This window comes from Candidatus Woesearchaeota archaeon (assembly GCA_018675335.1).
Lineage (GTDB): Archaea > Nanobdellota > Nanobdellia > Woesearchaeales > UBA11576 > JABJCP01.
This window is the reverse complement of the sequence record JABGYH010000007.1, coordinates 473,857-487,866: the sequence shown is the minus strand read 5'-3', so window position 1 is coordinate 487,866 and position 14,010 is coordinate 473,857. Positions and strand designations below refer to the sequence as shown.

Here is a 14,010-nt window from a genome sequence, read left to right as displayed (position 1 = left end):
AAATCAAAATCAGAAAAAATACTTAATCGAAAAATATATATCAAAAAATATTAAACTAACAAATAATATCCATTCAAAAAATCCTCCTGTTTTAAATACGCCTGAAAGTCTAAATTTTGAAAATGGATGAATTGGCATAATTCCTTGATGAGATAATAAATCTAAAATTAAATGCGAACTATATCCCAAAAATATGGCCCAAGAATATTCTGTTCCACCAAATAAATAATATGCGCCAATTGAAAATAATATTGCAGCAATTAAAGAATGAAAAAAACCTCGATGCTCAAACAAAAAAGCAATGATTTTCACTTTTTTTCCGATTTTACTTTTCGGATGATCAATATCAGGAAACGCACCAGCGACTAAAAATAAGATCATAAATCCAAAAACATTTTTGGGATTAAGAATACTTAAACTAATTAAACATATTAAATAACTAAACAACATATGTGTTTTAAACATCATTTTAGATAAATATACAAACTATGCCTTGGAGAATAACTTGAAACTTTTTGTTCATTTTATTTAACGAAATATCATTGATTTCATAAAAATCCAAGATTTTTAGGATGCCAAAAATCAAATTAATTTTTGAGCACATGCAGAAACGTTTTCGATCTAAAAATTTCACAAAAAATTGAAATACTCCGCATAGTTGTTTTAAACCTCATTTTAATTTAATAAAAATAAATAAAAGAACTAATCTAAATAATTTTCTTAAAACTCAACTAAAACTTATGTACAAACTTTTTTTGTCTTAATTACAGTTTCGAAGTGAGTTTCAGTATAGGGAACTGTTGTATTAACAGAAATCTCAACATCTTTAGTTTTTTTCACAAATTCACAAGATTGTTTTCCAGGAATTGATGTTTTGTTCATTAAATCTACAACTATATCTTTATCTTTTGAGTATTCCGTATTCCAAATCAAATAAACATTTCTAGATCCCTTTGCAGGTAATTTTTGTTCATATGATGGACTACTTCTCCAAACCTCTTCTTCCCCAGCTAAAAAAACTTTATCAAAATAAAATGTGACTAGTTTTGGATTGGGATTAGTTATAGTAACTGTTCTTTTTGCTTGATTATCCCCGGTTTTTTCTCCATTAAGCCAAGTAAGCTCGCCTAATTCTAATTCGTAATTTGGAACTGAAATGCATTCTTTATCTAAGTATTCTTCTTGTATAGTTTCAGTTGATTCCACAATATTTGCTTTATTTTCAATTATGGGTACTTTTTCAAAGTATTTTACTTCCTTTTCGTCACATGCGCACCCAACTAAAAAAAACATAGTAAATACTAATAATGCTAAAATTATGATAGAACCAGATCTTTTTCGTGTTTTCATTTTAAAATAGTTAAAAAACAGAAGTTAATAAAGATTTCTAGCTTAAAATGATTAATATTAGACAAGTTAAGAAAAATAAATAAGAAAAAAATTATTAAAAAATTAATCCTCTTTAGTATACTTTTTTAGTTCTTCTTCAGGATTTGGGTTAGGATCAACAGTTCGCGCAGTAAACTCAACACGATCAAACATATCGTTTTTCTTTGTTCTTCCATCAACTTTAATTAATTGACCGAGCAAATTATTTTTGAGTTCTTCCATTTTATCTGGAACTTCTTTGTATTGTAATATTTCTTCATGTGTTTTACTCGCAAGTTTTAATAATTGATCGCGAAAAAATACTGTTCGAATGGTTTCAGTTCCATCATCTAAAACGCAGTTCATAACATATGAAAAATCAGGAGATACTTGTCCATGTTCATTACATACAAAACTATCTTCACTGCCACGAACTCTCTTTTTACAATTAGGACATACTTCAAAAAAATTCGGGTTAAAAACTTGAACAATTGTTGCTAGTAATTCAACATTGAATTGATTATCAGTAAGTTCAGAAATATGTTTTCGAGTTACATCTTGAGAAGGCATATTTGTTGGAACATCAATAACTACTCCTTCAGGATTTTTTATAATTTCAGTACGATCATTTGAATGTAATTCTATTCTACCATTATTTTGGCGAGCTTGCGCACCTTTAATTGAAACTATATCTCCAACACTAAGGTCTTTCATAACTTCAGTTTTAGCGTGCCAACAAGTTACTCTTAAAACTCCAGTTTCGTCACCAATCAAAAACGATCCAACTTTTCCCGGCTTTCCTTCTCGTTCAAAATCTCTTATGTCATAAACACCTAAAACTTTTCCTGCAGCTTCTACATTTTTCATTCCAGAAAGAACATTTTTAAGTTTTATAGCACCACCACTCTGATCCATTATGCTGACCCCTAATTGGTTTGCTACAATGTGTGCGGCGCCTTCTTTTGAAATCAAACCAGATAATTGATCTAGTTTTTCTTTGATCTTCATTTCTACTTCAGCTTGGCTTAATTCAGACTTTTCTTGTATTAATTCGACTATTTTTTCATAAGGAAGTTGAAACATTAATTACCACCCGAGTTTATTATTTAATATGATTATTTATTATGATTATCCAATATTGAGTTAGGACAATACACTATAGTTACGTTAAAAATAGATCTTTAAAAAACTGTTGATTTCTTTTTAAAGTTTAAAAATAAAATGAAACTTATTTCGAATCATTCATGTAAGGAATACATATTGTCCATGCAGCATTCATCCTATCGCGCGAGGAATATAATCTTTCTGCAGTAGCATATAATTCAGTTGCTAGTTTAACTCTTCCCCTAGCATGATCTGCATCTGCTTGTCTTTTCAAATCATCTGCAAGTTTTCCTATAACCTCCGCTGTTTGATCATAAGTCATATTACCTATGGCGCAAGCTAATTCATCTAATGACCCATTAAATCCTTTAACTTGTCTTGGATGATTTACCATAAAAAAAAAAGAAATGAAAACAATATTATAAGAATAATTAAACTGTAGAATCAATTCAAAAATAATTAAAACTAATTAAAATTAATTTTCAATTAAAATCATTCACTAAAGAAGAGAGGATAAGTATAATCTGTTGGAAATTCTCCTTTAAATGAATTTCCTGATTTATCAACAGCAATTGCAAAAAAATGAGATGTTTGATCTAAATCTTTTGGACAAGTTTTTAATGCGGAGAATGGATGTGTAACTTCTAAAACTGGGAAGGGTAGTGCACCCAAACTTACTATTTTTTGTTCAGCTAAATTAGAACCAATTTGAGGTGTTGCAGTATTTGCACAAAATAAATCAATTCGAGATATTTCAGTAAAGTTCAGTTCAGTCCCATCTAAATTATATGAAGGAATTTCAGTTACAAAGAATCTTACAGTTCCCGCTTCTTCTTCTTTAAATGTGACTTCCTCAACTTCTAAATTTACAATTGCAGGAGGTAATTTATCTTCAGATTTGGCAGTTATTCCAGTAATTGCAGGAGATTTATAATCATCAACATCAACCCCATATATTCCCATCCAATAATTTTTTCCAATTTCAAGTTCCGGAATAAAATAAAGATAATAATGTCCTTGTTTAACATAGTATAATTGTTCAGGTAATAATTCAATTGCAGATCCCTGTTCGGATTCTCCTTCGTAAGAAATGGTACAAGTGTCAGTTGCATCGGAACATATAAATCGAGTTAAATCAATTGATTGTATCTCTTCAGAACTACTAACATCTATTTTTTCTAATTTGACATCTCCTAAGTCTCCACTAAATTGTTTTACTAGTGCTTCTTCAGGAGATATTTTACTTATCTTTCCTGATTTGGACGGATCCAAAACAAAAATCTGATATGAATCCATGTCCCCTTCAGTAATTTCATCCCACATAACCCAGGTTCCACCTTCAAATCCGTATAAACTCATTGCTTTAAAATTTTGTACTTCAGGAAGTGATGTCCTAAATATTTCTGCAAATTTTATTACAACGTCTTTTTCTTCTAATTTTTTCTTTTGCGGATCAAATGCGTAAAATGTAGAAAATGATTTAACACAGAATTTAAAAAATCTCATTGGTGTTTGTTCCATATCACATTGTTTCATGCTAGAATCAGGAACATCAAAATAAAGTCCCATATCAATTTCAGAAGAATTTTTTGTTAAATATATTGAACTGTATTCATCAAGCTCAAAATCAAAATTACCAACTAAAAATTTTCCTTCGGGCGTATCTTGCATAGTTACAAAATCTAACGCATCAGTCATAAGACTATTATCTCGAACAGTATAAAGTAGCGCATCAGAAACTTCAAATGATTTTGAATTAAATTTATACTTATCTCCAAATAAACTACTCCCAAACAAACCATATTCTCCTGAGTAAATACTTTGATCGACTTCGAGAGGTTCAGGTAAACTTATAACAACATTTTTTGAACTAGGATTAGAATTAAGTCTAACATCAAAATCAATAAATAAATTAACAAATCGTTCAGGGGTTTCAAATTCACAATAACAATTTGTATCTTTTACTCGTGCACAATCATCAATAAATTCTGCAATTGAACTTACTGCATCTTCTGCAGGATTTTCACAATATAAATTCCATTCAGGAACTTCTCCAACATCAATTCCTATAGAATTTTCAAGAGTTTTAGTTTCTTCATTTACTATTCGCCCTGCGTGTTTTCCCATCCAAAATGAAAAAAGTTCGTCTCCACCAGTTGCTTTTTGAACATCTGAAAATATTTTTCCCATCCACAAATTATTTGATCTTTGTTTTAATTCTTCTTCAACGCAATCAACGTCTCCCTTACATCGCTTCAATTCTTTTACTTGCTCAACTATTTTATTATATATTTCAAAATCGTAAGCGACATCAAGTCTAAATGAAGGATTAAATGAATAATCAGTTTTACGAAAAGTACTAGAAAATGTTGGTAAGTAGGATATTTGTGGAACAAATACTCCTGATTGTGATATACTTGAAGGAGGAGTTTGTGAAACAACGCCTGAACCTTCTACTGCAGAAGCACATTCGACTTCTTTTTTTGAAAGCATACAACTAGTAACCATTCCTGCATAATTTACTTTAGAATCCTCTGGAACTATCATAGGAACAGATGATTCACCCACAATATAATAATATGCATCAATTTTATTAACATATCTTAAACAATATGCAACTGATTTTGCATGCGGATGATTTGAGACAACAACTGTTTTTTCTCCTGGTTTAAAAACTAAAGAACCATCAGGTTTAGTTAATTTTATGGAATTTTTATAATTAGAATTTGTGCTTCCAGATTTTCCTTCTTGATATATCTTATCGGAAGAAACTCCTTTTTGTTCTAATAATTTCGCCATGTGTACTGATTCACAATTGTCTTTTGCAGATTTATGTGCACCACACCCTCCAGAAACTATAATATTTTCATAATTGCCTTTTTGCATTAATTCATATGCGCCATTAATTCGTTTAACTCGAACTGACTCTTCAACATTTCCTAAAATTAACATATTTTTAAATTCATTTGGTTGTGCATTGGTTGTTAGTTGACAACTTGATTGAGAACTAGCAGAACTTACATCCCCCTCCCCACAAAAACCTAATTGAGGGGCATATTTTAAAAAATAATCTTGAACTTTTTTGTATGTTTCAACACCATTAGCCCTATTTTTTGTTAGAACTGACCAATAATAATGTTTACCATCAGGAAATAAAACTCCTTTTTTAATTATTTGATTTTTCATAATTACTGTGCCACATTGAAGATTTACTTTTGGATCTTGAACATTTTGTTTTGCTTTACTTATTTCACAAGGAGGATGATTTTTTCCATCACCATAACTTAATTGCAAGAGGCCTTCACTAATTATTTCTTTTCCGTATTTTTGAGATAGTGCTTTTTCGTCAAATGTAGTTCCAGGATTAAATCCTGATTCAAATTTAGCAAATGATGCGAAAAATAATGCCCAAAATGCTTTTTTTTGATCTGTGCTCGATCCTTTTAATCCAGGACATATTTCAAAAGCATCTGGCGGTAAAAAAGTTTCATCAAGTAACTTGGGTGCTTTTGTGTCAATTCCTTCGGCAATGTAATCATTCCATTCAGGTTTCCATTTTGGCGAATGTTGTGCATAAGTTATTGCTTGAACAGAAACTAATGATACTAAAAATATAAACAAGATAGTTAAAACTAATAAATTCATTCTAAACTTATTCTTGTTTTTACTTTTATTATTTGCATAAACCATAGTTTTCAATTTTTATTTTCTCACACCATATTTTTGAGTAAAATTGGAATAGTGTTTTCTTATTTCTGAATCTACATTTGAAGATAAGTATCCTTTTTTAATTAATATTTGTTTTATTTGAGAATAATTATATCTTCTTTTCACCATGTCAGTTATTATTTTTTGTAAATCATAGTAGGCAGGTTGATTTTGTGCAGATAACTTATTAGTTGGTTGCGCAAATTGTTGAGTTGATCTTTGATTTACTTGAGTGGTTGGTTGCGCAAATTGTTTAGAATTATACTCTTTAGTTAGAGGTATTTGTTTTTTTGAATTTCTAACAAAAGATACAATAAACGCAAACACAATTAAAATAACAACTATAATTAAAATAAATATAAACAAAAATGAATATGGTTTTAGTGGTGAATTTATTTCTTGACTTGTTTGTTCAAAATCTTGTTGCATTGATTTTTCAAATTCTTTTTCGCTTTCTTCTAACTCAACTATTTCTTTAGGTACTGCTTCTCCAGTTTTTGAAATTTCAAAATCAATAGTACTAAAATCTTCCATTATTTTTTGTTCTGCAGCTTCTGCAGATAATAAATTAATATTTTGTTCAAAAGGTAATGGTGACAAAGAGTTAGCTAATTGAGAATTATCCAAGTCAACAATTGTTGGTTTAAATATTTGAACAACTCCCTTTTCATCATATTCAATATCAAACTCAGGTTCCGATTCAAAATCATATAAAGCACCATAATAGTCTGCTTGACAAAAACCACCAACGCAACAAATTCCCGAATCGAGTGTGTCAACAACTAATCCGTCATAACAACTCATATCAGTTAAACAATTAAATCCACCAATAGTGTCACAACTTATTTCTTCAAATGATTTAGAAGATAATAAACAGCCCCGATCTTTTTCACAAAATCCACAATCTAAATCATAGCCTTCGCAATCAGGATCACAAACCCCATCAGATCTTAAATCGCAATAATTATCTAAACTTCCAGAACTACAATCCCCGCAAGATGCGAAAGTTTCAGAAACTAAACAATCATCACTAAAGCAAGGCTCGCAAATCCCATCACCATCACAAAAATCAATAGATCTCTGATACATTAGTTCATCAAACCCCCATAAATTAGGTTGATAAATTTGTAATAATTTTGTTAACGAATTAAATAATAATAGTTCATAATCGTCTTTAGCGTCCATTTCAATTTTAATAAGTTTTTTCTTTTTTTCTGAATTGAGTAAAGGTAAAAATGAATCATCAGGTTTGAGTTCAGGATCTAATGTTTGGATATCCTCAACATCATATTGAAATGCTAAATAATCATATTCCAATTCAAATACTGAAGGATTATCTGAAGAAGATAATACTAAGTATACTTTTTCATAATCGAGAGGTCCTGAATGTTTCAAAAAAAGTCCTGAATAAAACGAATTATCTTCAATAACATATGCTTTGTTAAATTTTACATCATCATCAGTTAATACTGATTCAATAAAAATATATTTTTCGAGATTATTTGAAATCGAGTTTAATTTTTGAATGTTTACGTCAAAACTATGTTCATAAACTATTATTTGATCTTTTTTTATTACAATTTTTTCTGTTGCAGGATTCATAACACCAACATAAATTTCAGATGTTTCTTCAGAAGATAAAAGAGTTCCATAAAAATCATAGAATTCAACTAAATATTTTAATTCTAAATCTTCAGAATAATCAGGAAGAGTATAGTCTTTATTAAAAATAAATAAATCTCCAATATTAATTTTTCCTGAATTTGATTCTATTGTAAAATAAATAATTTTTTCTCCTAAATCATAATCTATGTCAAGTATATCATCAGGATAATTAATTAAATCAGCACTAAAATTATTCAAATCAGATTCACTAATTTCTTCTGCAACAGATAAACTAATCAATTGAATAAATAAACCTAATACAATTAAAAATACAAACATCGCTTTCAATTTTTTACATGTTTTGTTTTGATTCATTTTTTGTTTTAATTCATTTGGAATTCTAATAAATAATAATTTTAAAATCAAGCCAAACTTGCAGGATTTCCCATAAACTCAAAATGCATTGCATCTTTTGCAGTTTTCCAATCTCCCCCCCATCTAAAACCATATCGTTTAAATGCACCAATAACGCAAGGAGGAATATCATAAACTAATTTTGTTTTGGAATAGGGATTACCTTTAGGATTTATATCAATTGCAGTTCCAAAACTGTGAGCACTTAGTCCAATGTCACAATTTGGAGGAGTTCCTTTATGAAGTACACAACGATAATTGTGTGTCCAAACAGTGCTCCAGTAAGGATAACTTTGTGCTTCAGGACATTGTTTAATATCTGCGAGTACATATTCAAATGCTTTTTTTGCGTTTTTATGAACAGGAACTTTTCGCCCCATAAAATCAATACTAACTAACTGAGATTTAATCCCTGATTCAGTAGTTCCATAAACGGATTCTAATTGTTTATATTTTGTATAAACTTGAGGCACAGGATCATGATTTCCTTCAGGATTTGCAGGAATAATTCCTCCTGTTTGAGCACTTGTTAAACTACCACTACTTGCCCCTTCAGAAACTGCACCATTTCCTGCTTGTTTTTTATATTCATTTACTGCAGCTAAAACATTTTTTTTGAATTTGTCCCAAGGGAAATGAGGTCCCGGATCAGTATGTGTTCCTTTTCCACTCATAGTAACATCGAGATGTCTTATGAGTCCATCAATTTTCAAATTTTGTCTTAAGAAAATTTCAGCACTTAATTTTACTAATGCTTTGAGTTGAGTTTCACTATATGTTTCTAAATATTTAGTTGATTTACTTTTCCAATAATTGTATTCTGGAATGCCTGTTGGAACATTTGGTTTTTGACAAGCGTCAGGTTTACATACACCCCCAGTACAAACTTGTTTACATAAACTTTCAGAATTTGCAACTTCAATTCCAATATTTGTTTTATCTCGTTTAGAATCACTAGTATGATAAAGACCCATTTCTTCTTTTACTTGTTGAATATATTTTCCATCACGTCCAAAAACATATTGTGTTCCTCCACTATATCTTTTACCTGGCTTTTCTTTAAGACGATCTGCCATTCTTTTTTTGAAAGTATTTGCAGTTGATTTTGCTGATCCTCCAACAGTACAATGAATTACAAGTCCATCTATATTATCTCGACTAAATCCTTTTTCCATTGGGTCCCATTCACAAATATCTGACGGACATTGTTGTGTTGGATTTAAAGTCATTTGACCATAATCAGGTGTATTAACAGATATTCCATCAACAAGATTAAAATTCATATTCAAATCTTGTGAAACATCAGATTTTATGCTTAAAGCATTTTCAGCACTACTTTCTAAAATAGTCCCACCAAAAAGATCTGCCCAGTCTTTTGCTAAATCTTGTTTTACAAGTGTCGGACCCCAATGACTTTTTGCAAGACCAATAACTGTTGTTTTAGATCCCATTGGAAAAAATTGAAAATTGTAATATGCAGGTTTTGGAGGCGGCCCTTTTTGAACTACTTGAGTTGGAACTAAAGATTGAGTTGCAACTTGAGTTGGCATTGAAACTCCTGATTTTTTTATTTCTGCGTATATTGCACGAGCCCATTTTGCACCTGCATTTTTTCCTGCAGCGCCGTGAGCATCAAAATGAACATTCGCACTACAACAACAAGATTTCCCATTTCCACAAAAATCAAAATTAGAGTGTGGTCGAGAATCAATAAATGTGCATTTATCCCCAACTCCTGCTTTAATCCGTTCATACAAATTTTCTAAATGAACTTTATTAGGTCCTTGTGGAACTCCTATCCAAATACATTTAGAACCTGCTGCAACTATTTGTTCTGCCATTAGTCTTGATGCTTTTGTAACAAACCATTCATCTCCTGATTTTTTATTTACAAATCCGTGTAAGTTTGCACCTAGTGATACTGCAACATAATCTGGTTTAAACTCTGACATTAAATTAGGTAATAATGGGGTGGCTCTTGTTTTTACAAGATTTTTTTTGCCATCTTCTAAAATAAATAATGAACCACAAGTTGTTGCATGCCCAGAAACTCCTGAATTTGCATTTTTAGTAGAATCTTTTTCTAACCACCAAGAAGGTCTTGATCCACATTGCCCATAATGTCTAACCGTAGCACCACCACTTCTTAATTGAGCTGCAAGTTCTTTTCCATAGGTTTGTGCACTATGACTATCTCCAATATGAAGTATTTTTACTCCCTCACCTAAATTTATGGACGTAGTTTGCGTGGCACTAATTGAACCATCAGATCCAGACCCAAATAATTCTGATTTAACTTTCTCAGCCATGGCTTTATATCCTGCAGTATTAGGATGAACATTATTACAGGATGATGCATATTGTGAATTCATACATGGTTCTGTTCCTACAAGAAATTGATAAAAATCAATTACTCCATCAATTTTTCCTTCTGAGTGTTGTTGTTTGATCCAACTATTAACTTGTTTTACTAATTCATTTCGTTCAGGATTTTGTTCTTTATTATATGGTGAAATAGTTCCAGCGATTACTTTTATTCCATCTTGCTTTGCAATCGAATAAATTTGAGCTAGATTATTTGTGATATGTTCAAAAGATCTTGACGAAGATATATCATTAGTGCCTCCTTTTACTATCAAGTATTGATAACCTTGACCAAGTATTTTTCCAGAAATATATGGGCTTGAGTCATCCTTTTCTCCTTTTAATCTTTGTAACATCCAAATAGTTAATTTTCCACCGTGAGCATAATTTATTGGATTATTATTGCATAATTTTCTAAGTTCATTACCCCACCCTGCAGTCCCTGCTGAATTTGTTATTGAATCTCCAAGTAATGCAATTTTGGCAGTAGAACATAAATCAATTCCTGCAACCTCTTCTGAAAAAACAAAACTAGAACTTAAACTTAACAAAGTAATTAAAGTTAAAACTAAAAAAATTGATTTCAATTTTTTAACATTTTGTTTTTTATTCATTTTAAACTATTCAGCCAACTAGTGGCGCACTCCCATAATCAAATTTTTCAAAAGCATAATCTGTTCTTTCAGGTAATGGCAACCAATGTTTAGTAGTATCAAATGGAGTATCAAAATTATTTCCACTCGGAATACTAAATGATGTTTGATCATTTAAAACATCAACTACATAAAATGATTTGGGTGGTCTTCTTCCTTTAACATTAATAATATTATTTCCTCTATCATTTGAAGAAGTTCCTGAATAAACAATATTTACTCCTTTATATTTTGTTAAATAATTTACGTGTAAATGTCCAACAAATATCACTGCATTGAATTTTGAAAATATTTGCATAAAGTTTTTTGAACTGCCTTTATACACAACACCTTTTCTTCCTGCTTTTGAAAAACCACTATTTTGATTTATTGGATTTGCAGGAGGTACATGAAAAAATACAAAAACATGTTGTGCGCCTCGAGTTTTTGCTTTTTGCATATCACTTGTAACCCATTGTGCTTGTTCTTCTGAAAAACTATTTGAAGCAATGTTTAACCCTATAAAATGTGAATTTTGGAAATCAAATGAATAATAAAAAGGCTGTTTTGAAATATCTTGGTTTTGAACAGATAATTGTGTTGGGAATTGTGCAAAAGTTTGAGTATAAAGTTGCCTGCATTTTCCGGATTTTTCATGTAAATCATGATTTCCAGGAACTACAAAAACAGGTATCCCTTGAGATTCTAATATTTGCATTGATTCTTTAATTGATGCAAAGTCTTTATCTCCACTAGATGGATGATTATTACAGTTTGTTAAATCTCCAGTTATCCAAACCAGATTGGGTTTGGGATTTAAGTTTTTCATTGAATTAAATGCTGCATCCAAAGATTTTTTTCCACCTGGCAAATGAACATCAGATATTACTGAAAATCTTAGTCCGCCACTAAGACTTAATGGTTGTTGCACAGTATTAGCAGATGCAGTTTGACTTGTAGGCGTGCCCGCACCTAATGCTGTTGCTTGTGAGTTAATATCATTTATTTCAGTAGTTGTTACAAATTGCCTTACAAAATCTCCTGGACAAAAATAATAATATTTTTCAAAAACTTCTTTGAAATGTTTTTTCATTCCTTCCTTAACACCTTTATCTGTTGGACTACAATCTTTTCCTTTTTTATCATGCCATAAATTAAATCCATAATATTCTCCGCAGTCACCACTAGTTCCACCTTTTTCTTGTAATTTAAACAATGCTTGATTTACTCCAACAATTGATGCTAAGTCAATACATAATGCTGCCTTTTCTCCTGCTTGAATTTTTTGAATTTGTTTCATTTGTTGTTCGCCAATATTATAGTCTCTAAATTCTTTTTTGTGTGTTAATTGAACAAAAGCATTGCTAAGAATAACTACTGTAACTATTACTAAAAGTATGTTAAACAACATCCCTCGTTTATTTCTTAAAAACTTATTTTTAAAAAACTTATTTAAAATTGATTTGTTCATTCTTTAACACAATTATTTTATTTTTTTAAAACAATTAATTCATTTAATTCAATTTACTAAATCTTTAAATCCATAAAAATCATATACGCTTTCTGAAATATAATAAAATCGTACATCTATTGCATCACCCTCATAATTTAATGAAGGAATTAGTGTTTGATATTGTTCGTGTGGAAACTTTTTTGTATCTAAAAATCTTATTATTCGATTATTCAATTCACTCGGGTTTGACCCATACGCATAAAAAAATTGATTACACTTAGTGGGATAATCTAAATGTTTCCAATTCGCAGTTTCAATAAAAAAGATATAACACCTATCTTTATTTGCAAATTTTTGTAAAAAAATATTTGTTTGCGATATTAATTCAGGTTTATATTTATCAGAATCTCCCTCTGCAAGAAGCATTAATTCACCCATTGTTAATTGAGTATCTTGAGATACTACATCAACAGGCAATTTCAAATATACTGAAACCAAATAATTGCCTTGATTATTCAAAGTATAAGCTTCATATTTTACAATGTCAGCATCTGCACTCCATTTGAAAATAAAATAAAAGACTAAAACAACTAACACAAATACGATATATGCGTATAAATCAACTATAGCGCTTGCTATGAATCCTTTTTTATTTTTCAATATTTTTTTTCTATTCTTATTAACTGATTTTTTCCAACTCATAAAATTCCTCTTAAAAAAATAATATATCAAAAAAATAATATTGCACTCTTAGCCTCTAGGAATAATCATTCTTATTGTTAATTTCCCTTGATATGGCCCAAGAACTGTTCTAACTACAACAGGTAAAGTTCTAACGTGATAATCTGCTTTTCCAAGACCTTTCAAATTACTATTCAAATCAGCCAATGGTTTCCAGTTATAGTACCAATCTTCATTATAAAATAATATAGGATATCCTACAACAATTGGTTTTCCTTCAAGCGCAAAAGTTTCTAAATTTATTCTTGCAGCAATTAATCGATTATTGCCTAAACTAAGTGATTTATTAAGATCGAGTTTGTTTATTCCAAATTGAGTTCCATCAATTACTCCAGGATATATTCTTCCAGTTAATGGATCATGAAATGAAATCCCTCCTGGAGAATACAATAATGAATGTTCAAATACATCTGCAATTACAGGATCTATATCTAATTGACCTACGACAAATAATCTTACAAGTATTACTATTGCAATCATCGCAAGAATTAAAAAAATTATTCTAGGAATCATTGCAAGTATGTTAAATGTAATTAATGCGTTCTTGTTCTTCAAGATTTTTGTTTGAAAATTTAACTTCATATTTTTTCACTATCAAATCAGGTTTATTTATCAAATTGC

At 30.1% G+C, this 14,010-nt stretch carries 10 protein-coding genes; all 10 read right to left on the bottom strand.

Translation table 11 applies throughout. The annotated features are described in order from the left end of the window. Positions 1-9: 9 nt before the first annotated feature. A complete protein-coding gene (locus HN587_06605) occupies positions 10-468 on the bottom strand; it encodes a metal-dependent hydrolase (protein MBT7903506.1) in 459 nt (152 codons plus the stop codon). 270 nt (positions 469-738) lie between these two features. After that, positions 739-1,350, bottom strand: a complete 612-nt coding sequence (locus HN587_06600) for a hypothetical protein (protein ID MBT7903505.1) — start codon at positions 1,348-1,350, stop codon at positions 739-741. 102 nt (positions 1,351-1,452) lie between these two features. Next, complete coding sequence (locus HN587_06595) at positions 1,453-2,451, bottom strand: DUF2240 family protein (protein MBT7903504.1); 999 nt, start codon at positions 2,449-2,451, stop codon at positions 1,453-1,455. A gap of 145 nt (positions 2,452-2,596) precedes the next feature. After that, the gene (locus tag HN587_06590) at positions 2,597-2,866 is read right to left on the bottom strand and encodes a hypothetical protein (GenBank protein ID MBT7903503.1); all 270 of its coding nucleotides are present in this window, start codon (positions 2,864-2,866) and stop codon (positions 2,597-2,599) included. 98 nt (positions 2,867-2,964) lie between these two features. Next, a complete protein-coding gene (locus HN587_06585; protein MBT7903502.1) occupies positions 2,965-6,117 on the bottom strand; it encodes a YdcF family protein in 3,153 nt (1,050 codons plus the stop codon). A 57-nt stretch (positions 6,118-6,174) separates the two neighbouring features. Next, the gene (locus tag HN587_06580) at positions 6,175-8,160 is read right to left on the bottom strand and encodes a hypothetical protein (GenBank protein ID MBT7903501.1); all 1,986 of its coding nucleotides are present in this window, start codon (positions 8,158-8,160) and stop codon (positions 6,175-6,177) included. Positions 8,161-8,207: 47 nt separating this feature from the next. Continuing rightward, a complete protein-coding gene (locus HN587_06575; GenBank protein MBT7903500.1) occupies positions 8,208-11,177 on the bottom strand; it encodes a hypothetical protein in 2,970 nt (989 codons plus the stop codon). A 10-nt stretch (positions 11,178-11,187) separates the two neighbouring features. Further along, positions 11,188-12,666, bottom strand: a complete 1,479-nt coding sequence (locus HN587_06570; GenBank protein ID MBT7903499.1) for a hypothetical protein — start codon at positions 12,664-12,666, stop codon at positions 11,188-11,190. A gap of 48 nt (positions 12,667-12,714) precedes the next feature. Next, a complete protein-coding gene (locus HN587_06565) occupies positions 12,715-13,350 on the bottom strand; it encodes a hypothetical protein (protein MBT7903498.1) in 636 nt (211 codons plus the stop codon). Positions 13,351-13,398: 48 nt separating this feature from the next. After that, the gene (locus HN587_06560; GenBank protein ID MBT7903497.1) at positions 13,399-13,944 is read right to left on the bottom strand and encodes a hypothetical protein; all 546 of its coding nucleotides are present in this window, start codon (positions 13,942-13,944) and stop codon (positions 13,399-13,401) included. Positions 13,945-14,010 lie beyond the last annotated feature (66 nt).

Bases quoted from the DNA above. Each gene is read 5' to 3' on its own strand.
- HN587_06605 (MBT7903506.1), bottom strand. From the start codon at position 468: ATGATGTTTAAAACACATATGTTGTTTAGTTATTTAATATGTTTAATT.
- HN587_06575 (MBT7903500.1), bottom strand. From the start codon at position 11,177: ATGAATAAAAAACAAAATGTTAAAAAATTGAAATCAATTTTTTTAGTT.
- HN587_06600 (MBT7903505.1), bottom strand. From the start codon at position 1,350: ATGAAAACACGAAAAAGATCTGGTTCTATCATAATTTTAGCATTATTA.
- HN587_06570 (MBT7903499.1), bottom strand. From the start codon at position 12,666: ATGAACAAATCAATTTTAAATAAGTTTTTTAAAAATAAGTTTTTAAGA.
- HN587_06565 (MBT7903498.1), bottom strand. From the start codon at position 13,350: ATGAGTTGGAAAAAATCAGTTAATAAGAATAGAAAAAAAATATTGAAA.
- HN587_06590 (MBT7903503.1), bottom strand. From the start codon at position 2,866: ATGGTAAATCATCCAAGACAAGTTAAAGGATTTAATGGGTCATTAGAT.
- HN587_06595 (MBT7903504.1), bottom strand. From the start codon at position 2,451: ATGTTTCAACTTCCTTATGAAAAAATAGTCGAATTAATACAAGAAAAG.
- HN587_06585 (MBT7903502.1), bottom strand. From the start codon at position 6,117: ATGAATTTATTAGTTTTAACTATCTTGTTTATATTTTTAGTATCATTA.
- HN587_06580 (MBT7903501.1), bottom strand. From the start codon at position 8,160: ATGAATCAAAACAAAACATGTAAAAAATTGAAAGCGATGTTTGTATTT.